General features: G+C 32.8%; 39 protein-coding genes. 4 read left to right on the top strand and 35 right to left on the bottom strand.

Annotated elements, in window-relative coordinates; translation table 11 throughout:
* The first annotated feature begins 57 nt into the window (after nt 1-57).
* Entirely contained in the window at nt 58-756 is a 699-nt protein-coding gene (locus C1I91_RS03850) for an ABC transporter ATP-binding protein (RefSeq protein ID WP_128211313.1), read from the top strand.
* A gap of 1 nt (nt 757) precedes the next feature.
* Nucleotides 758-2,335: a putative ABC exporter domain-containing protein gene (locus tag C1I91_RS03845; RefSeq protein ID WP_128211312.1), complete on the top strand. Its 1,578-nt coding sequence runs from the start codon at nt 758-760 to the stop codon at nt 2,333-2,335.
* 215 nt (nt 2,336-2,550) lie between these two features.
* Here C1I91_RS03845 and galE read toward each other — a convergent pair whose 3' ends face one another.
* Both galE and C1I91_RS27990 read right to left on the bottom strand, forming a co-directional pair.
* Nucleotides 2,551-3,558 carry a UDP-glucose 4-epimerase GalE gene (gene galE / locus C1I91_RS03840; RefSeq protein ID WP_128211311.1) on the bottom strand — a complete coding sequence of 336 codons (1,008 nt, stop codon included), beginning with the start codon at nt 3,556-3,558 and terminating at the stop codon, nt 2,551-2,553.
* A gap of 93 nt (nt 3,559-3,651) precedes the next feature.
* The gene (locus C1I91_RS27990; RefSeq protein ID WP_164880428.1) at nt 3,652-3,810 is read right to left on the bottom strand and encodes a hypothetical protein; all 159 of its coding nucleotides are present in this window, start codon (nt 3,808-3,810) and stop codon (nt 3,652-3,654) included.
* Nucleotides 3,811-4,191: 381 nt separating this feature from the next.
* Between C1I91_RS27990 and C1I91_RS03835 the strand changes: the two genes are divergently transcribed.
* Complete coding sequence (locus C1I91_RS03835) at nt 4,192-5,049, top strand: YitT family protein (protein ID WP_128211310.1); 858 nt, start codon at nt 4,192-4,194, stop codon at nt 5,047-5,049.
* 57 nt (nt 5,050-5,106) lie between these two features.
* On the opposite strand, the gene C1I91_RS03830 is transcribed toward C1I91_RS03835, so the two are convergent.
* Both C1I91_RS03830 and C1I91_RS03825 read right to left on the bottom strand, forming a co-directional pair.
* Nucleotides 5,107-5,664 carry a Fe-S-containing hydro-lyase gene (locus tag C1I91_RS03830; RefSeq protein ID WP_128211309.1) on the bottom strand — a complete coding sequence of 186 codons (558 nt, stop codon included), beginning with the start codon at nt 5,662-5,664 and terminating at the stop codon, nt 5,107-5,109.
* An 11-nt stretch (nt 5,665-5,675) separates the two neighbouring features.
* Nucleotides 5,676-6,518, bottom strand: coding sequence for a fumarate hydratase (locus C1I91_RS03825; protein WP_128211308.1), 843 nt, complete (start codon nt 6,516-6,518; stop codon nt 5,676-5,678).
* Nucleotides 6,519-6,689: 171 nt separating this feature from the next.
* Between C1I91_RS03825 and C1I91_RS03820 the strand changes: the two genes are divergently transcribed.
* The gene (locus C1I91_RS03820; RefSeq protein WP_128211307.1) at nt 6,690-7,499 is read left to right on the top strand and encodes a DUF3048 C-terminal domain-containing protein; all 810 of its coding nucleotides are present in this window, start codon (nt 6,690-6,692) and stop codon (nt 7,497-7,499) included.
* 102 nt (nt 7,500-7,601) lie between these two features.
* On the opposite strand, the gene cwlD is transcribed toward C1I91_RS03820, so the two are convergent.
* The 31 genes from cwlD to rplP all read right to left on the bottom strand — a co-directional run bounded on the left by cwlD (nt 7,602) and on the right by rplP (nt 24,805).
* Nucleotides 7,602-8,300: an N-acetylmuramoyl-L-alanine amidase CwlD gene (cwlD, locus tag C1I91_RS03815; RefSeq protein ID WP_128211306.1), complete on the bottom strand. Its 699-nt coding sequence runs from the start codon at nt 8,298-8,300 to the stop codon at nt 7,602-7,604.
* Nucleotides 8,301-8,600: 300 nt separating this feature from the next.
* Nucleotides 8,601-8,993, bottom strand: a complete 393-nt coding sequence (rpsI, locus tag C1I91_RS03810) for a 30S ribosomal protein S9 (protein WP_128211305.1) — start codon at nt 8,991-8,993, stop codon at nt 8,601-8,603.
* Nucleotides 8,994-9,019: 26 nt separating this feature from the next.
* On the bottom strand, nt 9,020-9,454 hold the full coding sequence (gene rplM / locus C1I91_RS03805; RefSeq protein ID WP_128211304.1) for a 50S ribosomal protein L13: 435 nt from the start codon (nt 9,452-9,454) through the stop codon (nt 9,020-9,022).
* 158 nt (nt 9,455-9,612) lie between these two features.
* Complete coding sequence (truA, locus tag C1I91_RS03800) at nt 9,613-10,347, bottom strand: tRNA pseudouridine(38-40) synthase TruA (RefSeq protein WP_128211303.1); 735 nt, start codon at nt 10,345-10,347, stop codon at nt 9,613-9,615.
* Nucleotides 10,348-10,361: 14 nt separating this feature from the next.
* Nucleotides 10,362-11,174, bottom strand: coding sequence for an energy-coupling factor transporter transmembrane component T family protein (locus C1I91_RS03795; protein ID WP_128211302.1), 813 nt, complete (start codon nt 11,172-11,174; stop codon nt 10,362-10,364).
* A gap of 18 nt (nt 11,175-11,192) precedes the next feature.
* The gene (locus C1I91_RS03790; RefSeq protein ID WP_128211301.1) at nt 11,193-12,053 is read right to left on the bottom strand and encodes an energy-coupling factor transporter ATPase; all 861 of its coding nucleotides are present in this window, start codon (nt 12,051-12,053) and stop codon (nt 11,193-11,195) included.
* A complete protein-coding gene (locus C1I91_RS03785; protein WP_128211300.1) occupies nt 12,038-12,883 on the bottom strand; it encodes an energy-coupling factor transporter ATPase in 846 nt (281 codons plus the stop codon). Before C1I91_RS03785 ends, C1I91_RS03790 begins: the two co-directional genes overlap by 16 nt.
* A 292-nt stretch (nt 12,884-13,175) precedes the next feature.
* Nucleotides 13,176-13,517, bottom strand: coding sequence for a 50S ribosomal protein L17 (rplQ, locus tag C1I91_RS03780; RefSeq protein WP_128211299.1), 342 nt, complete (start codon nt 13,515-13,517; stop codon nt 13,176-13,178).
* Nucleotides 13,518-13,533: 16 nt separating this feature from the next.
* Complete coding sequence (locus tag C1I91_RS03775) at nt 13,534-14,481, bottom strand: DNA-directed RNA polymerase subunit alpha (protein WP_128211298.1); 948 nt, start codon at nt 14,479-14,481, stop codon at nt 13,534-13,536.
* Between the two features lie 97 nt (nt 14,482-14,578).
* Nucleotides 14,579-15,199, bottom strand: a complete 621-nt coding sequence (gene rpsD, locus C1I91_RS03770) for a 30S ribosomal protein S4 (RefSeq protein WP_128211297.1) — start codon at nt 15,197-15,199, stop codon at nt 14,579-14,581.
* Between the two features lie 24 nt (nt 15,200-15,223).
* Nucleotides 15,224-15,619 carry a 30S ribosomal protein S11 gene (gene rpsK / locus C1I91_RS03765; RefSeq protein ID WP_128211296.1) on the bottom strand — a complete coding sequence of 132 codons (396 nt, stop codon included), beginning with the start codon at nt 15,617-15,619 and terminating at the stop codon, nt 15,224-15,226.
* A gap of 15 nt (nt 15,620-15,634) precedes the next feature.
* Nucleotides 15,635-16,003 (bottom strand): 30S ribosomal protein S13, encoded by a 369-nt coding sequence (gene rpsM / locus C1I91_RS03760; protein ID WP_128211295.1) that lies wholly within the window; start codon nt 16,001-16,003, stop codon nt 15,635-15,637.
* Nucleotides 16,004-16,223: 220 nt separating this feature from the next.
* Nucleotides 16,224-16,337, bottom strand: a complete 114-nt coding sequence (gene rpmJ, locus C1I91_RS03755; RefSeq protein ID WP_039312872.1) for a 50S ribosomal protein L36 — start codon at nt 16,335-16,337, stop codon at nt 16,224-16,226.
* A 153-nt stretch (nt 16,338-16,490) separates the two neighbouring features.
* On the bottom strand, nt 16,491-16,709 hold the full coding sequence (infA, locus tag C1I91_RS03750) for a translation initiation factor IF-1 (protein ID WP_005212092.1): 219 nt from the start codon (nt 16,707-16,709) through the stop codon (nt 16,491-16,493).
* A 7-nt stretch (nt 16,710-16,716) separates the two neighbouring features.
* Nucleotides 16,717-16,998 (bottom strand): hypothetical protein, encoded by a 282-nt coding sequence (locus C1I91_RS03745; RefSeq protein ID WP_128215907.1) that lies wholly within the window; start codon nt 16,996-16,998, stop codon nt 16,717-16,719.
* Nucleotides 16,999-17,085: 87 nt separating this feature from the next.
* Nucleotides 17,086-17,835, bottom strand: coding sequence for a type I methionyl aminopeptidase (gene map, locus C1I91_RS03740; RefSeq protein ID WP_128211294.1), 750 nt, complete (start codon nt 17,833-17,835; stop codon nt 17,086-17,088).
* Entirely contained in the window at nt 17,835-18,485 is a 651-nt protein-coding gene (locus C1I91_RS03735; protein ID WP_128211293.1) for an adenylate kinase, read from the bottom strand. Before C1I91_RS03735 ends, map begins: the two co-directional genes overlap by 1 nt.
* A gap of 23 nt (nt 18,486-18,508) precedes the next feature.
* On the bottom strand, nt 18,509-19,786 hold the full coding sequence (gene secY, locus C1I91_RS03730) for a preprotein translocase subunit SecY (protein ID WP_128211292.1): 1,278 nt from the start codon (nt 19,784-19,786) through the stop codon (nt 18,509-18,511).
* Between the two features lie 2 nt (nt 19,787-19,788).
* The gene (gene rplO / locus C1I91_RS03725) at nt 19,789-20,229 is read right to left on the bottom strand and encodes a 50S ribosomal protein L15 (RefSeq protein WP_128211291.1); all 441 of its coding nucleotides are present in this window, start codon (nt 20,227-20,229) and stop codon (nt 19,789-19,791) included.
* Nucleotides 20,230-20,249: 20 nt separating this feature from the next.
* The gene (gene rpmD, locus C1I91_RS03720; RefSeq protein ID WP_128211290.1) at nt 20,250-20,429 is read right to left on the bottom strand and encodes a 50S ribosomal protein L30; all 180 of its coding nucleotides are present in this window, start codon (nt 20,427-20,429) and stop codon (nt 20,250-20,252) included.
* Between the two features lie 13 nt (nt 20,430-20,442).
* Nucleotides 20,443-20,940 (bottom strand): 30S ribosomal protein S5, encoded by a 498-nt coding sequence (rpsE, locus tag C1I91_RS03715; protein ID WP_128211289.1) that lies wholly within the window; start codon nt 20,938-20,940, stop codon nt 20,443-20,445.
* A gap of 14 nt (nt 20,941-20,954) precedes the next feature.
* The gene (rplR, locus tag C1I91_RS03710) at nt 20,955-21,317 is read right to left on the bottom strand and encodes a 50S ribosomal protein L18 (RefSeq protein WP_128211288.1); all 363 of its coding nucleotides are present in this window, start codon (nt 21,315-21,317) and stop codon (nt 20,955-20,957) included.
* 18 nt (nt 21,318-21,335) lie between these two features.
* Nucleotides 21,336-21,878: a 50S ribosomal protein L6 gene (gene rplF / locus C1I91_RS03705; RefSeq protein ID WP_128211287.1), complete on the bottom strand. Its 543-nt coding sequence runs from the start codon at nt 21,876-21,878 to the stop codon at nt 21,336-21,338.
* A 72-nt stretch (nt 21,879-21,950) separates the two neighbouring features.
* A complete protein-coding gene (rpsH, locus tag C1I91_RS03700; protein ID WP_128211286.1) occupies nt 21,951-22,349 on the bottom strand; it encodes a 30S ribosomal protein S8 in 399 nt (132 codons plus the stop codon).
* 33 nt (nt 22,350-22,382) lie between these two features.
* Nucleotides 22,383-22,568 carry a type Z 30S ribosomal protein S14 gene (locus C1I91_RS03695; protein ID WP_128211285.1) on the bottom strand — a complete coding sequence of 62 codons (186 nt, stop codon included), beginning with the start codon at nt 22,566-22,568 and terminating at the stop codon, nt 22,383-22,385.
* A 14-nt stretch (nt 22,569-22,582) separates the two neighbouring features.
* On the bottom strand, nt 22,583-23,122 hold the full coding sequence (gene rplE / locus C1I91_RS03690) for a 50S ribosomal protein L5 (protein WP_128211284.1): 540 nt from the start codon (nt 23,120-23,122) through the stop codon (nt 22,583-22,585).
* Between the two features lie 25 nt (nt 23,123-23,147).
* On the bottom strand, nt 23,148-23,462 hold the full coding sequence (rplX, locus tag C1I91_RS03685) for a 50S ribosomal protein L24 (RefSeq protein ID WP_128211283.1): 315 nt from the start codon (nt 23,460-23,462) through the stop codon (nt 23,148-23,150).
* A gap of 20 nt (nt 23,463-23,482) precedes the next feature.
* A complete protein-coding gene (rplN, locus tag C1I91_RS03680) occupies nt 23,483-23,851 on the bottom strand; it encodes a 50S ribosomal protein L14 (protein WP_128211282.1) in 369 nt (122 codons plus the stop codon).
* A 32-nt stretch (nt 23,852-23,883) separates the two neighbouring features.
* The gene (gene rpsQ / locus C1I91_RS03675; protein ID WP_128211281.1) at nt 23,884-24,138 is read right to left on the bottom strand and encodes a 30S ribosomal protein S17; all 255 of its coding nucleotides are present in this window, start codon (nt 24,136-24,138) and stop codon (nt 23,884-23,886) included.
* Between the two features lie 20 nt (nt 24,139-24,158).
* Nucleotides 24,159-24,371 carry a 50S ribosomal protein L29 gene (gene rpmC / locus C1I91_RS03670; protein ID WP_128211280.1) on the bottom strand — a complete coding sequence of 71 codons (213 nt, stop codon included), beginning with the start codon at nt 24,369-24,371 and terminating at the stop codon, nt 24,159-24,161.
* Nucleotides 24,371-24,805, bottom strand: a complete 435-nt coding sequence (gene rplP, locus C1I91_RS03665) for a 50S ribosomal protein L16 (RefSeq protein ID WP_128211279.1) — start codon at nt 24,803-24,805, stop codon at nt 24,371-24,373. The genes rpmC and rplP overlap by 1 nt, the downstream gene beginning before the upstream one ends.
* Between the last annotated feature and the right edge of the window lie 9 nt (nt 24,806-24,814).

The following is a 24,814-nucleotide window of genomic DNA, read 5'->3' as shown; positions in this document are numbered from 1 at the left end:
TATATGGTATTTAATGGTACAATATAGGATATCATTATAACTACGGAGGAGATATCTATGCTAGAGGTTATAAATCTAAATAAAAAATATAATAAGCTAGAAGCTGCCAAGAATATAAATTTCACCATAAATAAAGGGGAAATTGCAGTTTTAGTTGGCCCAAATGGGGCAGGAAAATCAACCACTTTAAAATCTATTGCCGGCTTACTTAAGTATGATGGAGAAATAAAAATATGTGGTAAAATTAATAAAACTCCTGATGGTAAGCGTTTATTTGGCTACATCCCTGAGTTACCCTCACTATATCCTCTGCTTACGGTGGAAGAACATATTCATTTTATAGCTAGAGCCTATGGCATAAAAAGTTATGAAGATAAAGCCGAAAAGCTTCTTACCATATTTGATATGAGTGATAAAAAAGAAAAACTAGCTCAAGAACTATCAAAGGGAATGCAGCAAAAAGTTAGTATAATATGTGGTCTTATTACCAATCCTCAAGTAATTCTATTCGATGAGCCTATGATTGGCTTAGACCCAAAAGCAATAAAAGAATTAAAGAATTTGATATGTGAACTTAGGGATGAAGGTGCTTCAATCTTAATAAGTACTCATCTACTGGATAGCATGGAGGAACTTTGGGATAGAATATTGATAATGAAGAATGGTGAAATTGTAGTATCAAAAACAAAGAATGAATTTAATGAAGCCGATGAATCCTTAGAAGATATATTCTTTGAATTTACGGAGGAAAAATAACATGTCACCACTTTTATATATACTAAGAAGAAGCCTTATAAACAACATAAAGCTGATAAGAAGAAAACCTTCTAAGTTAGTACCAATATTGGTTTATATTCTCTTACTTGCTTATTGTGTTATAATGCCCTACTTAACAAGGAAGTCTCTTATAAGAACCACTTCACCTAGATACTTTATAGGAATATCCACTTTTATTACTATAATTATTTTTTTATTTTCTATATACTCAGGTGTGCAAAAGAGAAGCTCCTCATTCTTAATGAGTGATGTAAACCTTGCCTTTACATCTCCCATAAAACCACAAAATATATTGATGTATGGATTTATAAAAGAGATACAGACAATATTCGTAACATCATTATTTATTTTATTTCAAATTCCAAACCTTATTAATTGGTTTAAGTTCGTTCCTTTTGGGGTTTTCTTATTGCTATTTACGTATATCGTATTCTTTGTAACAATATCCTTTATATCTGTATTTGCTTTTAGTTTGTGCTCAAAGAAACCTTTTTTAAAGGAAGTTTTTAAAGCAGCGGTACTATTTATCGGTTCAGTAATATTGTTATATACAGCCTATAGTGGATATGCTAACAAAGATAATGTATTGATATATCTAACTTCTATGTATAGCAATAATTCCTTAGACTATGTACCTATAATAGGTTGGATTAAGGCTATCATCACTCAATGCTTCTACGGTTTAAACTATAGTATATTTATATATTTGGCACTAATGATATTATTGCTATCTATCATAGTATTTGTTTTATATAAGCTGGACTTAGATTTCTACGAGGATGTCCTTGATAAATCTGAGTTAAATGAGAACATGAAAAATCTTAAGACTAAGCAAATGAAGTCAAACGAATTTATGCTTCAAGGGAAAAGAAAAAGGAGGACTCGTAAGGTAACCTCCAAGTACGATAGCATGCTTGGAAAAGCTATTTTTAGTAAGCACCTCCTAGAGTATAGGAAGACAGGCTTTGGATTAATAAACATACATACTGGTTTCCTTATCCTAGGAGCCATATGCTACGGTGCATTTTTTCCAATCAAAGAGATTAATATATTTCTATACTTTACTATATATTTAGGTTGTTTATCAAACTTCTCATCAAAGTTTAATTTTGAAGCTTCCAAACCATATATATTTTTAATTCCTGATAGCGATGATAAAAAAATATTTTGGGCTACTTTATCTTCAGTATTGAAGTATATATCTGATAGCATTATAGTATTTATGATTTTAGGTATATTAATAAAGGCCAATCCAATAGATACTATTATGTGTATGCTTGTTTACATCTCCTTCGGATTTGTATTTACTTATGGAGCTGTATTAAATCTTAGATTATTTGGTGGAATGAACTCAGAAATGATAAAAGGGCTACTAATGTTCCTCTCTATTATAGTATATGTACTTCCAGGAATAATAGGTGCGGCAGTTATTGCCAGCCAACTATCATTTTTGGGGCACTATGCAATATATTTGGCTTTCTTAATCTGGAATTTTTTCGCAGCGGTGGTAATACTTCAATTATCAAAAGGCATATTAAAGCATGTAGAGTTAGATTAGTCTTCCAAATGATTAATATTAAGATATTGCTATTGAAAAGAAATATCTATGAATTAAAATAAATATAGCCATGCATAAAAAGAACTTAGTCTACTTTTTATGCATGGCTTTTATATTTATAGAAAGTTTTTATGCTTCTCTTAACAAAAGCTTTTTCAACTGTAATTATAAGTGTATTTAAACTATTACTTGCAATACTGCAGAAATCAATATATCTAGAATTTAATTATATTTTCTCTAACCTCTGCCCACTTAAGTGCATCTTCAATACCTTTCTCTATAGACATAGTTGGCTGCCAATTGAGTATTCTCTTTGCTTTGTCTATACTAGCATATGAACCTGCCACATCTCCAGGCCTCGATGGTGCTTCTTCTTTATCTATTTTCTTTCCGTATACTCTTTCAAAGGCATTAACAAGTTCTTTTACTGTTACTCCATCACCGGTTCCTAAATTAATTGCTAGATAATTATCACTTCCCGAGGATTGGTCAAAAGCCTCTTCAAATTTCTCCACAGCCTTAACATGGGCAAGCGCTAAGTCCCAAACATGAACAAAATCTCTTATTCCTGATCCATCTCTTGTATCCCAATTAACTCCGGTTATCTTAAATACTTTTTCATTACCTATAGCTACATCTACCATCTTTCCTAACACATGACTTGGAAACTGTACATGTATTCCAGAGCGCATTTGTGGGTCTGCTCCAATTGGATTAAAATATCTTAAAGCAATCCCCCTCATTCCATATGCCTTACAAAAGTCCTTTAATATCATCTCAATCATGCATTTTGTTCTTGCATAAGGACTTCTAGCATTAAGAGGTGCTTCTTCAGTTACTTCAAATCCTGGCACATCATCATATATTGAAGCCGAAGAGCTAAATACTATATTATTGCACCCAAATTTATTCAACGTATAGAATAACTCTAGTGACTTTGATACATTTTCCTTATAATATTCATAAGGATTTTCCACTGATTCAGGAACCACAATTAACGCTGCACAATGTATCACATGACTTATATCAGGATGTTCCACAAATATTTTTTCTAAAAGTTTTTGGTCAGCAATATCTCCTTGATAAAATATTCTACCTTTAGTGAACTCTCTTCTTCCTGTTATTAACGAATCTAAGATTACTGGAACATGTCCACTATCAATGAGTGCTGAACATACAGTACTTCCTATATATCCAGCTCCACCTGTTACTAATACCTTCATAAATTACTGCTCCTACAATATAACATATTATTTACGTATATATTGTATTTTAGTAATTTTTTATTTATGCAATCTTATAGAAGTAGTTAACCGTTATTTAACTTGTATAAATTGCTGATTAGTCTTTGTATTAACATTATTTTCTTTTCTATTTTCTATCCCTTCTTTTATAAAGATAGCGATACTAACAAATACTAATATCATGAGTATAATTATTTTTGTCTTCATACTGCCTGGAAGCTTAACTCTCATTACTAAACTCCTTTAGAGATTTTATATAAATCTAAATTATAATACTTATATTTTATATCACACCATATTTATTGTCTATTACTATGAAAGTTGAATTTAAGTAGTTATGTAGGAGATGCTATATTAGCAAATAATTTAATTAAATATTTTTTTAAATCCAATATGTAATGAGTAATCATATATTCAAATTTAGTTATATTTTAATACATATTATTGTATACAAGATCTTATAAGGAATAATGAAGAATTTATAGCATTTTTTACTTTATGATGAATAAAAACTTGTAATTTCGTTTTATAGCAGATTACAGTTTTTACATAGCATGATTATTTTTATATAATTTTCATGTAAACACATTATCTTATTGAGAGGGTCAAAAAATGGACTACATAAAATCTAAACAAACTTATATATTAGACATAATAATAATAATAAGTGGTTGTTTTATATCATCCTTAGGAATAAACCTATTCTTAACTCATGCTAAACTTTTAAGTGGTGGTGCTACAGGTGTAGCTCTAATTATTCAGTATCTCACTGGTTTCAAAGCTGGTTTTACTGTATTCATCTTAAATTTGCCACTATTTGTAGTTAGCTATTTTAAGTTAGACAAAAAATTTACCATGTATTCAGCATTAGGTATGACATCCTTATCAGCATCATTAATCATAACCTCACCTCTTTCTAAAATAATAGTACTAGATGAGGCTATTCTTTATTGTATTTACGGTGGAGTTATATGTGGAATAGGTTTTGGACTGGTATTTTCAAGAAATGGTTCAACTGGTGGAACAGATATAATTACAATGCTAATTAGAAAGAAATATTCTAATTTTGAAATAGGCAAGCTTAACTTTGCACTTAACTTAGTAATTATAGCAGTTGGAACTATATTTTTCGGTATTCCTAAATCTCTTTATACTTTAATATCAATGTTTATCCAAAGTTATGTTCTTGACGTTATGGTAAGAGGCTTAAATCGAAAAAACCTACTTCTTATTCTGACAGAACGAGAACAAGACGTAATAAGGTACATAATTAATGATTTGCACAGAGGAGTAACCTCCCTATTTGCAGAAGGTGAATATACCCATGACAGAAAGAAGATGCTTTATTGTATCGTTACAACTCGTCAAATGATAGAACTAAAAAATACAATTCATCTTGTTGACCCGAAGGCTTTTATAACCATAATCGATATATCAGAAGTTAGAGGAAAAGGGTTTAAAAGTATATAATAATAAAAAGACGCCTACATTAAGTTTTTAACCTATTGTACACGTCTTTTTATTATATTACTTTAGGCTTTCCAAATAGTCTCTTCTTCCAATTTCATATAAGTTGTTACCTTTACTATCTATTATTACAACTACCGGTAAGTCTTCAACTTCTAATCTTCTAACCGCTTCAGCACCTAATTCTTCATAAGCTACGATATCACTTTTTTTTATACACTTGGATATAAGTGCTCCAGCACCGCCAATAGCTCCGAAATATATTGCTTTATTTTTTATCATACTTTCTACTACGTCTTTACTTCTTAATCCCTTTCCTATCATTCCTTTAAGCCCTAAATCAAGTAATTGAGGCGTATATGAATCCATTCTGTAACTTGTAGTTGGTCCTGCTGACCCTATTACCTCTTTCGGCTTTTCTGGAGTTGGTCCTACATAATAGATAACTGAATTTTTTATATCTATAGGTAACGGCTTAGCTGAATTAATAAGTTCAATAAGCTTTTTGTGTGCTGCATCTCTAGCTGTATATATTACACCACTTAATAAGACTGTATCTCCTGCAGTTAACTCTAGCACCTTATCTTCTGTCAATGGAGTGGTAATTTTTCTTTCCATATATATTCCCCCTACAATTCTATTTCAGCATGTCTAGTAGCATGGCAATTAATATTAACAGCAACAGGCAATCCTGCAATGTGCGTTGGGTACACTTCAATATTAACTCCTAATGCTGTAGTTCTGCCTCCAAAGCCTTGAGGGCCTATTCCTAAATCATTTATTTTAGAAAGCAATTCCTCCTCTAACTCAGCATAAAACGGATTGCTATGTTTTTCATTTATCTTCCTCACAAGAGCCTTTTTTGCCAAAGTAGCAGCCTTATCAAAGGTACCTCCTATTCCTACTCCTATTACTATAGGTGGACATGGATTGGGTCCAGCCTTACTTACAGTATCTAAAACAAACTCTTTGACACCTTCTAATCCATCCGAAGGTTTTAGCATCTTAATTGCACTCATATTTTCTGATCCAAAACCTTTTGGAGCCACTGTTATTTTAAGCTTATCTCCACTTACAATATTATAGTATATTACTGCTGGAGTATTATCCTTAGTATTAATTCTTTCTATAGGATCTCCTACAACAGATTTTCTAAGATATCCTTCTTCATAACCTCTTCTTACACCTTCATTTATAGCATCTTCCAGAAGTCCCCCACTAATATGTACTTCTTGACCTATATCTATAAAAACGCAAGCCATACCTGTATCCTGGCAAATAGGCATCCTTTCATTCTTAGCTAAGTCTGCATTTAATACTATGTTTTCTAATACACTTTTTGCTATAGCCCAATTTTCTTCTTCTTTTGCTTTTTCCAAACTATCCTTTAAATCATCCCCTAAAAAATAGTTAGAAGATATACATAATTCTTTTACTGCCTCAACTATTTCTGAAACATGTATTTCTTTCATAAGCCCCTCCCCTTATATATAGACGAATCTAATTAAATTTGTAATTTAATCTTTAATTGTTTTCTAATTATATTAAACCATAGATTATCTTAAATATAAATTATATAATTCTTGCATAATATTAAAAATTCAAACTTATATTTAATTGTAAAATAATTTTAGGGAGCTTATATGAAATTAAAATTATCAACTAAAATTTATGACATTTTAATATATACATTAATTATAGTGTTACTATTAATAGTATTTTATGACTTCTTTAAAGTAGTAAATAAAAACAATAAAGATTCAATTCCTCATAACAGTATAAGTGTTTCACCTATAACTGGTGAAAGGATGACTGAAGTTTCATCTAAAAATTCTATTATAGGAATAAAATATTCACCAGTAAAGATTAAGAATCTCACTAATATAACAATAAGTGATATAGTATATGAAACATATAATAAAAAAAATAGTAATATAGAGTATTGGGCAATATTCTATAATAAAAAAATAGAGAGAACTGATTCAATAGACGTTATTAAAAACATGACTTTAAATGAAATACCTCATTTTAATTTTATAAACAAGCTAGATTTGGAAAAGTACAATTTCAAGTCTAATTACGACACCATTTTTATCGAATACACACCAGAGACTTCTTCCAGCTTTACATATAACGGTGAGGATTATGTACACTATAACGGTCCTATCGTGGAGAAGAATGTTATAACAAATAAAGAATTATCCTTTAAAAATATTATTATTCAATATGTAGATGAAGATAAAATAAATCATGAAGATATATTTTCTCATAAAGGTGATGGCTATGGCTTTTTGTTTACAGGTGGTAAAGCTCAAAAAATATTCTGGAGAGATAATAATTTTTATTTAAGCGATGGTACTACTCCCCTTTCTTTAATTAGAGGAAATACTTACTGGGTAGTTACTGATCAATCGACAAATATAATAACTTCAAAATATCTTGTGAAAAACTAGCAGTCATATATAAAGAGGATGTTCTGAAAGACAACAAGAGCAATTGTCTTCAAAGCATCCTCTTTTTTATAATACGCCTTCATTATTTCCTAGGAAATTTAGTTATTCAACATCATTTTTAGACTGAAAATATTTATCTATAGCGTGACCAACAGTATCTGCAAGTTTTTGTTGGTACGCCTCTGTTTTTAGCAACGCTTCTTCATTAGAATTCGATAAAAATCCACATTCAACTATAACACTTGGCACTCCTAATTTATCTCTAAGAATCCTATAATCATCTCCGGCTGATTTCGCTACTCTTTTATTATTTTTATCAATCTTCTCCACCAATGTATTTTGAATTAACTCGCCTAACTTTTTACTTTCTTCATCACTAGCATACCATGTCTGAGCACCATAATATTTACTTTGAGGAAACATATTTTGATGTATACTTACAAATATATTGCATTTAGTACTTTCTTTCAATTTCACCCTATTTCCTAAGTCTTCATCTTTTTTCTCTCTCAGAGTCTTACCCTTTTCATATAATCCAGTATCATCAGATCTAGTCATATAGATTTTATATCCCTTTTTCTCAAGATAGGCTCTTAATTTTAAGCCTATAGCCAAATTTATATCTTTCTCTATGGTACCATTTTTAGATTTAGCTCCGCCATCTATTCCTCCGTGTCCTGGATCTATTAAAACTATCTTATCTGAGTTTTTTGCATTCTTATCCAAAGCACTGGCACTGCCGACTACATTGGTAGCTAATAAAACGATGGCTAAAAATAATATAGATATCTTCTTTTTCATAATAACCTCCATAAGTACAATATCTATAGTATTTTTTGCAATAACTCTATATTTATACTTATTTTAGCGCATATAGTCTATAAAAAAATCACTGAAACTAACTTTTCAGTGATTTTTTGAATCCAACTTCTATAATTCACACCTAAGGAATCTATCATCTTATACATCTTTTAGCTATTTAAAGCTATTAAAACTCCTAATATTAGCAGCATATATGAAACCTTACTGCTAAATAATAAAGTTTCATATATGCTGTTGTAAAAACAAAAAAAAAGAGGAATACTCCTCTTTTTTGAAATACTATCTCTTTGAGAACTGTGGTGATCTTCTAGCTTTCTTAAGACCGTATTTCTTTCTTTCCTTCATTCTTGGATCTCTAGTTAAGAAACCAGCTCTCTTAATATCTGTCTTAACAGTTTCGTCTGATTTAACAAGAGCTCTTGATATACCATGTCTTATAGCTCCTGCTTGACCTGTCAATCCACCACCGTGTACATTAACTATAACATCAAATTTATCTTTAGTTCCAGTTAATACTAATGGTTGATTAACTATAACTCTTAAAGTTTCTAAACCAAAATATGTTTCTATTTCTTTATTATTTACTACTACCTTACCTTCACCTGCAACAAGTCTAACTCTTGCAACTGATTTCTTTCTTCTTCCAGTAGCCATGTATTGAACTTTTGCCATTTCAAATCCTCCTCCCGAGCGTCAAATTAGTACTTTAATTCAAGTACTTCTGGATTTTGAGCTGCATGATTATGTTCTGCACCTCTATAAACCTTTAATTTTGTAAGCATTTTTCTTCCTAGAACTCCTTTTGGAAGCATTCTTCTTACAGATTCTTCAAAAGCGAATTCAGGTTTCTTATCTAAAACTTCTCTATATGGAGTCTCTTTTAATCCACCTGGATATAGGCTGTGCTTTCTTAGGAACTTTTGATCTAATTTCTTTCCAGTTAAAACAACCTTTTCAGCATTTATAACTATTACGAAATCTCCGCAATCAACATTTGGAGTAAATGTTGGCTTATTCTTACCTCTTAATATTGAAGCAACTTGGCTAGCAACTCTTCCTAGTGGCTTTCCAGCAGCGTCAACTACATACCATTTTCTTTCAACTTCATTAGTTTTTGCAATGTATGATTTCATCGTTTTCCCTCCCTGAACTTTCTTTAAAGCGTACTTATACATTTAGTCAAATCTATAATGTCAAGATCCCAGGTCAACTGGTTCTTATACACGTATCACACGAACATAGACTATTATAATACACGCTTACGGGCGTGTCAATAAATTTCATCAATATTTTAATAAAAAACTTTTTCTAAACATAAACCACTAGCTGGTGAACACTTGCCTGCTTTCTGCCTTATTCCATCTGATATTATCTTCTCTACATCGCAAGGTTTGAGTTTATTTCTTCCAACTAGTATCAAGGTTCCTACTATTATTCTTACCATATTATACAAAAAGCCATCACCAGATACATAAATTTTAATAATATCATCCTTTATATCAAAATCAAGTTGTGTTATTGTTCTAACAGATGTCTTTACTGAACCACCTTTATTTTGAAATGCTTTAAAATCATGAGTTCCTATAAAATATTTAGCACCATTAATCATAGCCTCAACATCAAGCTCTTCTTTAACATTATAAAAATAATTTCTGCCTATAACTGTTGGCATGCTATTGTTTCTTATGGTATAACTATACATCTTTCCCTTTGAAGAATACCTTGCATGAAAGTCATCTGAAACTTCTTCTGAAAAAGTTATCAAGATATCCTCTGGCAATCTGGTGTTAATTGCATCCTTGAACTTTTCGCCAGGAATAGTGCTATTTGTTATAAAGTTCGCCACATATCCCTTAGCATGTACTCCTGAATCAGTTCTAGAACATCCTATAACTTCTATCTTTTCTTTCGTTAAACTTCCTATAGCCTCTTCTAGCTTATTTTGAACCGTAGCTCCATGTTTCTGTCTTTGCCATCCAAAATAGTTACTTCCATCGTATTCTAATATAATCTTTATATTTCTCAAAAAAATCACCTAATCTATTTTATTCCAAACCTCACATAAAAACTTAAAACAAGTAAAAGAGCAATTATTCCATATGCAACAAAGTCTCTTCCTCCATACTTTAATTGCTTCATTCTTGTTCTTCCTTCTCCTCCTCTATAGCATCTCGCCTCCATTGCCATTGCAAGTTCATCTGCTCTTCTAAAAGAACTGATGAATAGAGGCACCAGTAGAGGAATTAAGCTTTTTGCTTTTTGTATAATATTACCCGACTCAAAATCTGCACCTCTAGCTTGCTGAGCCTTCATAATCTTATCAGTTTCATCCATTAATGTAGGTATGAACCTTAATGCTATAGTCATCATCATCGCAAGTTCATGTGCTGGTACTCCAATTTTCTTAAATGGATTAAGAAGCCTCTCTATTCCATCAGTTAATTCTATTGGTGACGTTGTAAGAGTTAGTAATGAGGTACCTAATATTAAGAATATAAGCCTTAAAGTCATAAATAGTGCTGTATCTATGCCTTCCTTGTATATCTTTAGATATCCCCATGCATATAATAAATTCTCTGGCTTTCCTTGTATCATAAAAATATTTAAAGCAGCTGTTATAATTATAAGAAGAAATACAGGTTTTAGGCCTTTATAAAGAAATCTTATATGGATCTTAGAAAATATTATTGCAGCTCCTAAAAATGCCGTTACAAAAATATACCCTACATACTTGTTCATTACAAAAAGACAAATTATAAAAAATATTGATATTAATATCTTAGTTCTAGGATCTAACTTATGTATGAATGAATCTCCTGGTATATACTGCCCAATAGTTATCTCTTTTAACATTGCACCTTCCCCCTTACCTTATTGCTTGTTGTTATTGAAATACTCCAGTAACTCCTTCTTAGCCTGTTCCACTGTAAATATACTACTGCTTATATTGAAGCCTTTATTTTTAAGTTCTCTAACCAAATAGGTCACTTGAGGTGCGGCTAAGCCAACTTCTTCTAGAATGTCTATCTTATTAAATATTTCTGAGGGAACACCATCCAATATACACTTTCCTTTATTCATAACAATAACTCTATCTGCTAACTTAGCAACATCTTCCATGCTGTGACTTACAAGTATTATGGTCATATTATATTCTTTATGGAGTATCTTAATCTGCTCCAGAATCTCATCTCTACCTTTTGGATCTAAACCTGCAGTAGGTTCATCTAATATTAATATCTTAGGTTCCATAGCAACAACACCTGCTATAGCTACTCTTCTCTTCTGCCCACCACTCAATTCAAATGGAGATTTATCCTTATACTCCTCATAATCTAATCCAACCATCTTCATAGCTCTCGTTGTTCTAATACTAATTTCCTCTTCAGATAAGCCTAAATTCCTTGGGCCAAACTGTATATCTTTCTCTATTGTCTCTTCAAATAATTGATACTCAGGATATTGAAATACAAGCCCTATCTTTTTTCTAATGTCAGATAGCTTTACGCCTTTCTCAGTTATATTGACATCATCTACTATTATCTTACCACTAGAAGGCTTTAATAAACCATTTAAGTGTTGAATTAAAGTAGACTTTCCAGAGCCAGTATGTCCTATCAAAGCAACAAATTGACCATCATATATTTCTAAGGAAACATCATCTAGTGCTTTCTTCTCAAAAGGCGATTTTGGCATATATATATGAGTTAAACTTTCTATTTTAATTGACATAATGCATCCACCATCTCATCTACATTTAATATTTTAGTGCTAATATCTATACCCGACTTTTTAAGTTCGTAAGCAAGTTCAGTAACTTGAGGTACATCAAGTCCTATTCTCTTCATTGTTTCAACTTGCGAAAATACTTCTTTAGGTACACCTTCAATAATTATCTTTCCTTGATCCATAACAACTATTCTATCAGCCTCTGCAGCTTCATCCATATAATGAGTTATTAAAATTATTGTTATGCCATAATTCTTGTTAACATCTTTTATTGTATTTATAACTTCTTTTCTACCTACAGGATCCAGCATTGCTGTAGGTTCATCTAAAACTATACATTGAGGCCTCATAGCTAATATACCGGCTATGGCAATCCTTTGTTTCTGGCCACCTGACAATAAATGTGGCGCATGCTTTCTATATTCATACATCTCAACTTTTTTTAAACTTTCATCAACCCTTTTTCTTATTTCCGAAGGCTCAACTCCTAAATTCTCAGGACCAAAAGCTACATCTTCTTCTACAATAGTAGCAACCATTTGGTTATCAGGGTTTTGAAACACCATACCAGCTCTTTTTCGTACTTCCCATGTATTATTAACATCAGATGTATCTATGCCATCAACATAAACTTTGCCTCCACTAGGAAGAAGTAATGCATTTATATGTTTAGCAATAGTAGATTTACCTGATCCGTTATGTCCTAGGACAACTAAAAATTCTCCCTTTTTTACGTCTAGGTCTACTCCATTTATGGCATACTTTTCTTCTCCGTTTTCACCATTAATATATTTAAAGGTAAGCTCCTTACATTCAACCATCTTATCGCTCATCTAGACTCCTCCATATAAAATATATATAGATGTACCAATTTAGAACTTCAACAAATCTATAGGATTATATTACTATGACATTTAAATCCTAAGGTTAAAATAGTACATCTTTATCACATTATAAAGCTTATTAGAATAATAATAAACTTTATAATATGGACAAATATCTATTGTCTATTATACTTTATAATACATCCTTTTTCTACACTGTTAAAGCACTGACATAGTTAGTTATAATAAATCTACGTATATATTAAAATGGGGACTAAGCCGTAACTTAATCCCCAGTAAATTATACTAATTCAAGTATAACTATTTCAGCTCCGTCGCCTCTTCTTGGGCCAACTTTATACATTCTTGTATAACCACCGTTTCTCTCAGTGTATTTTGGAGCAACATTTTCAAATAAATTCTTCACTACTGCTTCTTCCGTAACAAAAGACAAAACCTGTCTTCTTGCATGAAGATCTCCTCTTTTTGCAAGAGTAATCATCTTTTCTGCAAGGCTTCTCGCTTCTTTAGCTCTTGTTTCAGTTGTTTCTATTTTACCATGCTTTAAGAAGCTTGTAACAAGGTTTCTTAGCATAGCTTTTCTCTGATCAGTAGGACGACCTAACTTACGATATCCTGCCATAGCTTTACCTCCTTACTTACTCGTCATTTAATCTTAGACCTAAACCTAATTCTTTAAGCTTTCTCTCAACTTCTTCAAGGGACTTCTTACCAAGGTTTCTAACCTTCATCATATCATCCATTGATCTTTGAGCAAGCTCTTGAACAGTGTTAATACCAGCTCTCTTTAAACAGTTATATGATCTAACTGATAAATCAAGCTCTTCTATGGTCATTTCAAGTACTTTTTCTTTGTTATCTTCTTCTTTTTCTATCATTATTTCAACATCATTAGTGTTGTCTGTAAGAGTCATGAATAATTTGAAGTGTTCAATAAGAATCTTTGCAGATAAACTTATAGCTTCTTCTATCTTTATTGTTCCGTTAGTCCAAACTTCTAAAGTTAATTTGTCATAATCAGTGATTTGACCTACTCTAGTGTTTTCAACAGTAAAGTTCACTCTCTTTACAGGAGTATATATTGAGTCCATTGCTATAGAACCTATAGGAAGACTATCGCTCTTATTTTTATTTTGAGAAACGTATCCTCTTCCTCTATTAACTGTAATTTCCATATACAATTTAGCATTGTCATCTAAAGTTGCTATATGTAAATCTTCGCTAACAACTTCTACATCACCATCAGTCTTTATATCAGCTCCTGTAACTACTCCAGGACCTTTAGCATCAATGTATATAGTCTTTGGGCCATCTCCAGTCATTCTAAGTGCTAATGATTTCATGTTAAGAATTAATTCTGTAACATCTTCCTTAACACCAGTAACTGTAGAAAACTCATGAACTACACCATCAATTTTTACTGATGTTGGTGCAGCTCCTGGTAATGATGAAAGTAAAATTCTTCTCAACGCATTACCAAGAGTTGTTCCATAACCTCTTTCTAATGGTTCCACAACAAACTTTCCGTAAGTTCCGTCCTCATTAGATTCAACACATTCGATTATTGGCTTTTCTATTTCTAACATTAACAAACCCTCCTTTTATATAAAATGGCAACCTTATTATGAGGGCAACTGATCCTATATTTGTAAAAGATAATATACCTAATACAAATATTAAAAATTACTTGCTGTATAATTCGACGATAAGTGTTTCATTAACTGGTACGTCGATATCCTCTCTTGCAGGTTCAGCTACAACCTTGCCTTCAAAGTTGTCAGGGTTTCCTGTTAACCATTTTGGTAATGGCTTTGGATTTTCAGCAAAAGTCTTGAACTTCTCAGAAGCTCTGCTCTTTTCTGAAACTGTTATAACATCATTTACAGATAATTTGTAAGAAGCAATATCAACCTTCTTACCATTAACTAAGAAATGACCGTGGTTAACTAATTGTCTAGCTTCTACTCTTGATGAACCGTATCCTAATCTAAACACAGCATTGTCAAGTCTTAATTCAAGAAGCTTTAATAGGTTTTCACCTGAAATACCTCTTAATTTTTCAGCCTTTTCATAGTATGTTGAGAATTGGCTTTCAAGAACACCGTATATTCTCTTAGCTTTTTGCTTTTCTCTTAATTGTACACCATAGTTAGAAAGCTTTTTCTTGCTTGCTCCATGCTGTCCTGGTGCATAGCTTCTTCTAACAAATGCGCATTTGTCTGTATAGCATCTATCCCCTTTAAGGAATAGTTTCATACCTTCTCTTCTACATAGTCTGCACGTAGCTCCAGTATATCTTGCCATTAATTACACCTCCTAATTACGTAACTATACTCTTCTTCTTTTTGGTGGTCTACATCCGTTATGTGGTATTGGAGTAACATCTTTTATTAATGTAACTTCAAGACCAGCTGCTTGTAAAGATCTTATTGCTGCTTCTCTACCAGCTCCTGGACCTTTAACATAAACTTCAACACTCTTTAAACCGTGTTCCATAGCTGCCTTTGCAGCAGTCTCTGCTGCCATTTGAGCTGCATATGGAGTGCTCTTTCTTGAGCCTCTGAAACCTAATCCACCTGCACTAGCCCATGATAATGCATTACCTTGAACATCAGTTAAAGTAACAATAGAGTTGTTGAAAGTTGACTTGATGTGTGCAGCACCATGTTCAACGTTCTTTCTCTCTTTTCTTCTTCTTGTCTTCTTAACCTTTTGAGCTGCCATTGTCTTACCTCCTCACTATTTCTTCTTGTTAGCTATAGTCTTCTTAGGACCTTTTCTTGTTCTAGCATTAGTCTTAGTCTTTTGACCTCTTACTGGAAGACCTCTTCTATGTCTAATTCCTCTGTAAGAACCAATTTCAACTAATCTCTTTATGTTTAACGCAATATCTCTTCTAAGATCACCTTCAACATTTAAGTTCTTGTTGATATAATCTCTAACTGCGTTTACTTCTTCTTCAGTAAGATCCTTAACTCTTGTGTCAGGATTTACTCCTGTTGCTTCAAGAATTTTGTGTGAAGTAGGTAGTCCTATTCCATATATATAAGTTAGACCTATTTCAACTCTTTTTTCTCTTGGTAGGTCAACACCTGCTATTCTTGCCATTAAAAGTTACACCTCCTGGTAATTGAAATGCGTTTTCTAAAGTTTTTAATTTATATATTATATAAAAAATTTTAGGTCTATAGGTAATGCCTATAGTCAGCCGCCCTAAAATTTATTAGCATTAAGAAAATACCTATATAATCTTATTTTAGTTTTAGTAAAAAGTCAATAAATACTTTCATACTAATATAAATTATTTTTAAAAATTTATATTTTCTTATTAGCCTTGTTTTTGCTTGTGCTTTGGATTTTCACAGATTACCATTACTCTTCCTTTTCTTCTTATAACCTTGCACTTTTCGCAAATAGGCTTAACTGATGGTCTTACCTTCATCGCTAACCCTCCTCAAATTCCTTTAGAGTATTAAAAATATCTTTTATATTTTCAAGTTACTCTGAATAGTATATTCGCTAGCAATATTTGATTGCTATTAATATGAATTTCATAAAACACAATATATAATATTGTAATAATTTCAGAAAGTTATTATTTAGCTCTCCAAGTAATTCTTCCTCTTGTTAAATCATATGGAGACAGTTCTATTGTAACTTTATCTCCAGGAAGGATTCTTATAAAGTTCATTCTAAGCTTTCCTGAAATATGTGCCAATATCTTATGTCCGCTTTCTAACTCAACTTGAAACATAGCATTTGGTAGTGCTTCTAGCACAACTCCCTGCATTTCTATTACATCATCTTTTGACATAAGGTAATCAGACCTCCTTGACAGTGCCATTAAGTTTTAAATATCTCTTTACTTTAAGATCTACAGTACTATCATTAGATAATATGCAATTCTTGATCTGTTCATCCACCTTATTAGTTAAAACTAAATGTTTTAGTTTCTTTTTCTTTGGCATTTTTAATGTCTTTGTATCTCCATTTGCTAGTAAAACATAATTCTCATCAAGTTGATCTACAACTATATAAGCCTTATCTTCATCTCTACCAGCTTTAGAAAATACCATTCCGCCAATTAAAGTGTCTTTTTGCAAAGTTTTCACCTCGATGATTACCTTAGCCATAAATCAACATAGCCAATAAAATGGCATGATGTGAATTTATAACTAAGCAACACGTATTTATTTTATCAGTGTCAATATTTCAGGGCCATTTGGTAGTATAGCTACAGTATTTTCATAGTGCGCTGACAAACTACCATCAACTGTTACTACAGTCCAATCATCAGATAAAGTTTTAACATGATAGTCTCCTATGTTAACCATAGGTTCAATAGCTAAAACCATACCTTCTGTAAGCTTAGGACCTCTACCTGGACGCCCAAAATTAGGAACTTCAGGATCCTCATGCACATCCTTACCAATGCCGTGTCCTACATAATCACGTACTACAGAAAAACCATTTGCTTCAACATATTGTTGAATATCATATGATATATCTGTCAATCTATTTCCTACATGAGCTTTTTCAATTCCTTTAAAGAAACTTTCTCTTGTTACATCTATTAATTTTTTTGCTTGATCAGAAATTTCACCTACAGCAAAGGTTCTAGCAGCATCACTGTGATATCCATTTAAGAATACACCACCATCGACGCTTATAATATCCCCTTCTTTTAATCTGTACTTTCCTGGAAATCCATGAACTACAACTTCATTAACTGATATACAAAGTGAACTAGGAAATCCATATAAGCCTTTAAAAGATGGTTTTGCTCCATGCTTAGTTATAAATTCTTCTGCAATTTTATCTAGTTCAGCTGTAGTTATTCCTGGTCTTATATTCTCTTCTAAAAGTAATAATACTTCTCCAAGAAGTCTTCCTGCTTTTCTCATTAGGTCGATTTCATTATCATTTTTTAATATAATCATTACTTATCGCTCCCTAATATACGACAGATACTTTCAAAGACCTCATTGATTGCTTTAGTACCATCAACAACTGACAGCAAATCTTTACTACTATAAAAATCAATCAGTGGCTGTGTTTGTCTTTCATAGACATCAAGTCTTTCCCTAACGGTCTCATCTGCATCGTCTTTTCTTTGAATGATATCACTTCCGCAAACATCACACTTACTAGCTACTATTGGTGGGTTGAATTTTACATGGTAACTAGCTCCACACGATGGACAAACTCTCCTACCAGTCATTCTTTCTAAAATAAATTCTTTCGGTACATCAATACATAAAGATGTATCCAAACTTTCTCCTCTATCCTGTAAAAATAACTGTAATGCCTCTGCTTGATGAACTGTCCTAGGAAAACCATCTAATAGATATCCGTTTTTACAGTCTTCTTGCTGAAGCCTATCTTTAACCATATTGATAGTCACATCGTCTGGCACGAGTTGACCATCATTTATATATTTTTTAGCTTCTATACCTAGTGGAGTATTTTCAGAAATATTCTTTCTGAATATATCACCAGTAGATATGTGAGGAATGGAGTATCTATTACTAATTGATTTTGCCTGTGTTCCCTTTCCTGCTCCAGGAGGACCTAATAATACTATTTTCACGGGCATCATCTCCATTGTTTAATCTATTTAAGGAATCCTTGATAATGTCTCATTACAAGCTGAGATTGCAATTGTCTCATAACTTCTAGCGATACACTTACCATTATTAGAAGAGTTGTTCCTCCAAATTGAAGATTCTTAAAGTTTGTATAATTATTTAATATTATTGGTAGTACTGCTATGACTGCCGCAAAAATACCACCTATTAATGAGATTCTATCCAAAACTCTTGTTAAATAATCTGCTGTTGGTTGACCAGGTCTTATGCCTGGTACAAATCCAGATGATTTGTGCATATTCTCAGCCATTTCTTCAGGTTTAAAAGTAACTTGAGTATAGAACCAAGTAAAGAATATTGTTAGTATAGCTTCACAAACTATATACAACCATCTATTTGGGTTAAAGGGACTCCATGTTCCTGCCTGAATCCATTGTGACCAACTCTTTGTTGGGAAAAACTGAGCAATTACATTTGGAAATTGCATTACTGACATAGCAAAGATTATAGCTATTACTGTTGATCCTATTAAACTTAAAGGAATATGAGTTGATTGACCTTTATATACTTTACCACCAACTGCTTTACCTGCATATTGAACAGTTATTCTTCTCTCGGCAAGAGATAGATAAACAACTGATGCTAATAAGGCAAGTGCTGCTACAACTAATAAAAACACCTCAACTATATTTGTATCTCCCTTAGATTGAGTACCTATTATGGTATTCACTGTTGAAGGGAACTTAGAAATAATATTCACAAATATTAAAAGTGAAATACCATTTCCTATACCTTTAACAGTAATCTGATCACCTAACCACATACAAAAAGTAGATCCAACAACTAATGTTAACATTATTAAAAATGTATTAAATGCTGTGTCTGCTCTTAATGCTCCTATATTATGAATAAGAACATAGGTACCGTATGCAGTTATAAATCCAAATACTATGGATGCATATCTAGTAATCTTTTGTATCTTCTTTCTACCCTCTTCACCTTCTTTAGAAAGTTGTTCCAACTGAGGAATAGAAATATTTAATAATGACATTATAATCGATGCATTAATGTAAGGAACTACACCTAATGCAAATATGCTAAATCTCTTAAAAGCACCACCAGAAATTAAATCATAGAATCCAAATAAACTTCCGGACTGTGTAAGGGTATCTAGACGTGATGTATCAATTCCAGGAACAGGAATATGATTTCCTATCCTGAAAATTGCAACTAATACAAAAGTCCATAATAATCTTTTTCTTAACTCCGGAACCTTCCAGGCATTACGTAGGGTTGATAGCATTATTAGATCACCTCAACTTTTCCTCCAGCAGCAACTATTTTATCAGCTGCTGTTTTTGAGAACTTACATCCTTTAACTGTTAGGCTCTTCTCAACATTTCCGTTTCCTAATATCTTAACTCCGTCTAGCACCTTACTTACTACTCTTCTTTCTAGTAGTAAATCAGGAGTAACTTCTGTTCCGTTTTCAAATACGTTTAATCTGTCTACGTTTATAGTAACATATTCTTTAGCAAATATGTTTGTAAATCCTCTCTTAGGAAGTCTTCTGTAAAGTGGCATTTGGCCCCCTTCAAATCCTGGTCTAACTCCACCACCAGTTCTTGAATTTTGACCCTTTTCACCTTTACCAGCGTTTCTTCCTAATCCTGAACCAGTACCTCTACCTACTCTCTTTGGAGCTTTCTTGCTGCCTGCAGCTGGTTTTAACTCATGAAGTTTCATTTAAGTACACCTCCTTGTTATTAAACTTCTTCTACCTTTAACAAGTAGTCAACTTTGTTTATCATACCTCTGATTTGAGCAGTTTCCTCATGTTCTACTGTTTTACCGATTTTTCTTAGTCCAAGGGCATTTGCAGTAGCGATATGGTCCTTTTTTCTACCTATTAAGCTTTTAACTAATGTAACTTTTAGCTTAGCCATCGCTTGATCCCTCCTAACCTAGAATTTCTTCAACAGATTTTCCTCTTAATTTAGCTATATCTTCAGCTGTCCTTAAGCTTGCTAATCCGTTGATTGTAGCGTTAACCATGTTTCTTGGATTATTAGACCCCAATGACTTAGCTCTAACATCCTTTAATCCTGCTAATTCAAGTACAGATCTTGCAGGACCTCCTGCTATAACTCCAGTACCTTCTGTAGCTGGCATTATAAGAACCTTACCAGTTCCGAACTTTCCGTAGATTTCATGAGGAACTGTTGTTCCAACTATTGCAACTTCTACTAAGTTCTTCTTAGCATCTTCAATTCCTTTTCTAATTGCTTCAGGTATTTCAATTGACTTTCCCATTCCAACGCCTACGTGACCGTTACCGTCTCCGACAACAACTAAAGCGCTGAATCTGAAGTTTCTACCACCCTTAACAACCTTAGTAACTCTGTTTATAAAAACAACCTTTTCTTTAAGGTCTAGTGTGCTAGGATCGATTCTCATGTATTTCCCTCCTTTTAGAATTTTAGTCCTGCTTCTCTTGCTCCGTTAGCTAATTCTTGAACTCTTCCATGATATACATATCCGCCTCTATCGAAAACAACTTCTGTTATTCCCTTTTCAGCAGCTCTTTTAGCAACTAATTCACCAACAAATTTTGCAGCTTCTTTGTTGCTTCCAGCTTTTCCTGTAAATTCTTTATCTAGAGTTGAAGCAGCTACTAGAGTAACAGCATTAACATCATCTATTATTTGAGCGTATATATTCTTTTCACTTCTATAAACTGAAAGTCTTGGTCTAGCTGAAGTACCGAAAACTTTCTTACGTACTCTAAGGTGACGTCTTTCTCTTGACGCTTTTCTGTCTACCTTCTTGAACATAAGGTTCACTCCTTTCTATTACTTCTTACCAGTCTTACCTTCCTTACGTCTGATAACTTCATCAGAGTATTTAATACCTTTACCTTTATAAGGTTCTGGTTCTCTCCATGATCTTATATCAGCAGCAACTGCACCAACTTTTTCTTTATCAATACCTTGAACTAGAACTTTTGTAGTTCCGTCTAAAGCAAAAGTTACTCCATCAACTGGTTCTACTTCTACTGGGTGTGAGTATCCAAGGTTCATTACAAGCTTCTTTCCTTGTAATTGTGCTCTATAACCTACACCTATTAATTCCAATGTTTTTTGGAATCCTTGAGTTACACCTGTAACCATATTATTTACTAAAGCTCTTGTTAAACCGTGTAGAGCTCTGTGTTCTTTTACATCACTTGGTCTTGTAACAACCACTTGATTGTCTTCTACTGCTATTGTTATGTCCTTGTGCATAGCTTTAACTAGCTCTCCCTTTGGACCCTTTACTGTAACAACGTTGTCTGGTGTTACAGTAACAGTTACGCCAGCAGGGATAGCTATCGGCAATCTACCAACTCTTGACATAATTGCACCTCCTGTATTTTGGCATAAACGATCTAATATATTTAAACACACTACCTTTTATTGGTCAGTTAATTACCATATGTAGCAAATAACTTCTCCACCAAGGCCTTGTTTTCTAGCTTCTCTATCAACTACTATACCTTTTGAAGTTGATATTACCGCAACTCCTAATCCATTAAGAACCTTAGGAATATCATCTTTCTTACAGTATACTCTTAAACCTGGCTTAGATATTCTCTTTAATCCAGTTATAACTCTTTCTTTGTTAGAACCGTATTTTAAAGCGATTCTTAACATTGGTACAACACCATCATTGTACTCTTCAACATTCTTAATGTAACCTTCTTGTAATAATAAATTTACTACAGCCTTCTTTATGTTAGAAGAAGGAACCTCTACTACTTCATGTCTCACAGCATTTGCATTTCTTATACGTGTTAGCAAATCTGCTATAGGATCTGTCATAACCATTATATTGTGCCTCCTTTCATTACATCAATGATTTTACCAGCTTGCCTTCTTGCATCCAGGTATTTCTCCTTTGTAAGCAAGTTCTCTAAAACAGATACGGCAAATTCCGAATTTTTTAAGTACAGAATGTGGTCTACCACATAGTCTACATCTAGTATAAGCCCTAGTTTGGAACTTAGGCTCTTTTTTCCATTTTTCAATCATTGCTTTACGTGCCATCGTAACCCTCCTTATTATTGAGCGAATGGCATTCCCAAGAATCTTAACAATTCTCTTGCTTCTTCGTCAGTGTTAGCAGTTGTAACGAAGATGATATCCATTCCTCTAACTTTATCAACTTTATCGTACTCGATTTCTGGGAATATTAATTGTTCTTTGATTCCTAGTGAGTAATTTCCTCTACCATCAAAAGATTTGCTTGAAACTCCTCTGAAATCTCTAACTCTTGGAAGAGCTATTGACATTAATTTATCAGCAAATTCATACATCTTTGCTTTTCTTAATGTAACCTTGCATCCTAATGGCATATTTTGTCTTATCTTAAAGTTAGCAACTGATTTCTTTGCTCTTGTTATAACAGGTTTTTGACCTACTATTATTGTTAAGTCACTAACAGCAGATTCTAGGGCTTTAGGATTGTCTTTAGCCTCTCCTACTCCCATATTAACTATTATTTTTTCAAGCTTTGGAACTTGCATTACATTCTTATAACCGAACTTTTCCATCATTGCTTGAACTACTTCTTTTTCATATTTTTCTTGAAGTCTTGGCATAATTTTTTGTACCTCCTTTCAGATCCTAGAATGTTTCTCCACACTTCTTACACACTCTAACTTTAGTTCCGTCTTCTAAAACCTTATGGCTTATTCTAGTTGCACTCTTGCACTTTTCGCAATATAGCATAACTTTTGAACTATATATTGGTGCTTCAGTCTCTATTATTCCGCCTTGCATGTTTTGTCTGCTTGGCTTTTCATGTTTCTTAACTATATTAACACCCTTAACAAGTACTTTTCCTGTCTTTGGTGATACGCTTAAAACTTCACCGATTTTACCAGCGTCTTTACCTGAAATTACAACTACAGAGTCGTTTTTTCTAACATGTACCTTCATCTTAGCCACCTCCTAATCTATTATAGAACTTCAGGTGCTAATGATAATATTTTATTGAATTCTTTATCTCTTAGCTCCCTAGCAACTGGTCCGAAGATACGAGTTCCTCTTGGTTGCTTATCTTCCTTTATAATAACTGCAGCGTTCTCATCAAATTTGATGTATGAACCATCTGCTCTTCTTAAACCTCTTACTGATCTAACGATAACTGCTTTTACAACATCACCTTTTTTAACAACTCCGCCTGGTGTTGCACTTTTAACGCTAGCAACGATGATATCTCCGATATTACCATACTTTCTTTTTGAACCGCCTAAAACTCTGATACACATTATTTCCTTTGCTCCAGAATTATCTGCGACTTTAAGTAAGGTTTGTTGTTGTATCATAGAATTACCCTCCTTTCGAAACTTACGCTAAATTACTTAGCTCTTTCAAGTATTTCAACAAGTCTCCATCTCTTATCCTTTGATAATGGTCTTGTTTCCATTATTAATACTCTATCATTTATTTTTGCTTCATTATTTTCATCATGAGCCTTAAACTTAGTAGTTCTGTTTACTGTCTTTCCATACAATGGATGTCTTACCTTAGTTTCTACTGCAACTACTATAGTCTTATCCATTTTATCTGAAACAACTCTTCCTATTCTCTTTTTTCTTAATCCTCTTTCCACAGGACAAACCTCCTTTCAGACTATTGTTGGAATGCCTTCAATTCTTCTTCTCTTATTATTGTTTTAATTTGAGCTATTGATTTCTTAACTTCTTTTATTCTCATTGGATTTTCCAATTGTCCAGTTGCTAATTGGAATCTTAAATTGAATAATTCAGCTTTAAGGTCGTTTAATTTAACCTTTAAATCTTGAGGATTGCTTGATCTTAATTCTTTTAATTCTGTAGCTTTCATTATTCTTCACCACCCATTTCCTCAAAATCTCTTCTTGTAACGAACTTAGTCTTTACAGGAAGTTTGTGTGATGCAAGTCTCATAGCTTCTCTTGCTACTTCTTCTTGAACTCCTGATAATTCGAATAGAACTCTACCTGGCTTAACTACTGCTACCCAGTACTCAGGTGAACCTTTACCAGATCCCATTCTTGTTTCAGCAGGTTTCTCAGTAACTGGCTTATCTGGAAATATCTTTATCCAAAGCTTACCGCCTCTTCTGATGTATCTGTTTATAGCTATTCTCGCAGCTTCTATTTGATTGCTTGTTATCCATCCACAAGTTGTAGCTTGAATTCCAAAGTCTCCGTACGCAAGGAAATTACCTCTTGTAGCTTTACCTGTCATTCTACCACGTTGTACCTTACGATGCTTTACTCTTTTAGGCATTAACATGATGTTATT

Source organism: Clostridium manihotivorum (assembly GCF_004015185.1).
Classification (GTDB): Bacteria; Bacillota; Clostridia; order Clostridiales; family Clostridiaceae; genus Clostridium_AR; species Clostridium_AR manihotivorum.
The sequence above is the reverse complement of the archived record's forward strand: the minus strand, read 5'-3'. Positions and strand labels throughout refer to the sequence as shown.

Bases quoted from the DNA above. Each gene is read 5' to 3' on its own strand.
- C1I91_RS03850 (WP_128211313.1), top strand. From the start codon at position 58: ATGCTAGAGGTTATAAATCTAAATAAAAAATATAATAAGCTAGAAGCT.
- C1I91_RS03845 (WP_128211312.1), top strand. From the start codon at position 758: ATGTCACCACTTTTATATATACTAAGAAGAAGCCTTATAAACAACATA.
- galE (WP_128211311.1), bottom strand. From the start codon at position 3,558: ATGAAGGTATTAGTAACAGGTGGAGCTGGATATATAGGAAGTACTGTA.
- C1I91_RS27990 (WP_164880428.1), bottom strand. From the start codon at position 3,810: ATGAGAGTTAAGCTTCCAGGCAGTATGAAGACAAAAATAATTATACTC.
- C1I91_RS03835 (WP_128211310.1), top strand. From the start codon at position 4,192: ATGGACTACATAAAATCTAAACAAACTTATATATTAGACATAATAATA.
- C1I91_RS03830 (WP_128211309.1), bottom strand. From the start codon at position 5,664: ATGGAAAGAAAAATTACCACTCCATTGACAGAAGATAAGGTGCTAGAG.
- C1I91_RS03825 (WP_128211308.1), bottom strand. From the start codon at position 6,518: ATGAAAGAAATACATGTTTCAGAAATAGTTGAGGCAGTAAAAGAATTA.
- C1I91_RS03820 (WP_128211307.1), top strand. From the start codon at position 6,690: ATGAAATTAAAATTATCAACTAAAATTTATGACATTTTAATATATACA.
- cwlD (WP_128211306.1), bottom strand. From the start codon at position 8,300: ATGAAAAAGAAGATATCTATATTATTTTTAGCCATCGTTTTATTAGCT.
- rpsI (WP_128211305.1), bottom strand. From the start codon at position 8,993: ATGGCAAAAGTTCAATACATGGCTACTGGAAGAAGAAAGAAATCAGTT.
- rplM (WP_128211304.1), bottom strand. From the start codon at position 9,454: ATGAAATCATACATTGCAAAAACTAATGAAGTTGAAAGAAAATGGTAT.
- C1I91_RS03795 (WP_128211302.1), bottom strand. From the start codon at position 11,174: ATGTTAAAAGAGATAACTATTGGGCAGTATATACCAGGAGATTCATTC.
- C1I91_RS03790 (WP_128211301.1), bottom strand. From the start codon at position 12,053: ATGTCAATTAAAATAGAAAGTTTAACTCATATATATATGCCAAAATCG.
- C1I91_RS03785 (WP_128211300.1), bottom strand. From the start codon at position 12,883: ATGAGCGATAAGATGGTTGAATGTAAGGAGCTTACCTTTAAATATATT.
- rplQ (WP_128211299.1), bottom strand. From the start codon at position 13,517: ATGGCAGGATATCGTAAGTTAGGTCGTCCTACTGATCAGAGAAAAGCT.
- C1I91_RS03775 (WP_128211298.1), bottom strand. From the start codon at position 14,481: ATGTTAGAAATAGAAAAGCCAATAATCGAATGTGTTGAATCTAATGAG.
- rpsD (WP_128211297.1), bottom strand. From the start codon at position 15,199: ATGGCAAGATATACTGGAGCTACGTGCAGACTATGTAGAAGAGAAGGT.
- rpsK (WP_128211296.1), bottom strand. From the start codon at position 15,619: ATGGCAGCTCAAAAGGTTAAGAAGACAAGAAGAAGAAAAGAGAGAAAG.
- rpsM (WP_128211295.1), bottom strand. From the start codon at position 16,003: ATGGCAAGAATAGCAGGTGTTGACCTACCAAGAGAAAAAAGAGTTGAA.
- rpmJ (WP_039312872.1), bottom strand. From the start codon at position 16,337: ATGAAGGTAAGACCATCAGTTAAGCCTATTTGCGAAAAGTGCAAGGTT.
- infA (WP_005212092.1), bottom strand. From the start codon at position 16,709: ATGTCAAAAGATGATGTAATAGAAATGCAGGGAGTTGTGCTAGAAGCA.
- map (WP_128211294.1), bottom strand. From the start codon at position 17,835: ATGATTATATTAAAAAATGATAATGAAATCGACCTAATGAGAAAAGCA.
- secY (WP_128211292.1), bottom strand. From the start codon at position 19,786: ATGCTATCAACCCTACGTAATGCCTGGAAGGTTCCGGAGTTAAGAAAA.
- rplO (WP_128211291.1), bottom strand. From the start codon at position 20,229: ATGAAACTTCATGAGTTAAAACCAGCTGCAGGCAGCAAGAAAGCTCCA.
- rpmD (WP_128211290.1), bottom strand. From the start codon at position 20,429: ATGGCTAAGCTAAAAGTTACATTAGTTAAAAGCTTAATAGGTAGAAAA.
- rpsE (WP_128211289.1), bottom strand. From the start codon at position 20,940: ATGAGAATCGATCCTAGCACACTAGACCTTAAAGAAAAGGTTGTTTTT.
- rplR (WP_128211288.1), bottom strand. From the start codon at position 21,317: ATGTTCAAGAAGGTAGACAGAAAAGCGTCAAGAGAAAGACGTCACCTT.
- rplF (WP_128211287.1), bottom strand. From the start codon at position 21,878: ATGTCAAGAGTTGGTAGATTGCCGATAGCTATCCCTGCTGGCGTAACT.
- rpsH (WP_128211286.1), bottom strand. From the start codon at position 22,349: ATGGTTATGACAGATCCTATAGCAGATTTGCTAACACGTATAAGAAAT.
- C1I91_RS03695 (WP_128211285.1), bottom strand. From the start codon at position 22,568: ATGGCACGTAAAGCAATGATTGAAAAATGGAAAAAAGAGCCTAAGTTC.
- rplE (WP_128211284.1), bottom strand. From the start codon at position 23,122: ATGCCAAGACTTCAAGAAAAATATGAAAAAGAAGTAGTTCAAGCAATG.
- rplX (WP_128211283.1), bottom strand. From the start codon at position 23,462: ATGAAGGTACATGTTAGAAAAAACGACTCTGTAGTTGTAATTTCAGGT.
- rplN (WP_128211282.1), bottom strand. From the start codon at position 23,851: ATGATACAACAACAAACCTTACTTAAAGTCGCAGATAATTCTGGAGCA.
- rpmC (WP_128211280.1), bottom strand. From the start codon at position 24,371: ATGAAAGCTACAGAATTAAAAGAATTAAGATCAAGCAATCCTCAAGAT.
- rplP (WP_128211279.1), bottom strand. From the start codon at position 24,805: ATGTTAATGCCTAAAAGAGTAAAGCATCGTAAGGTACAACGTGGTAGA.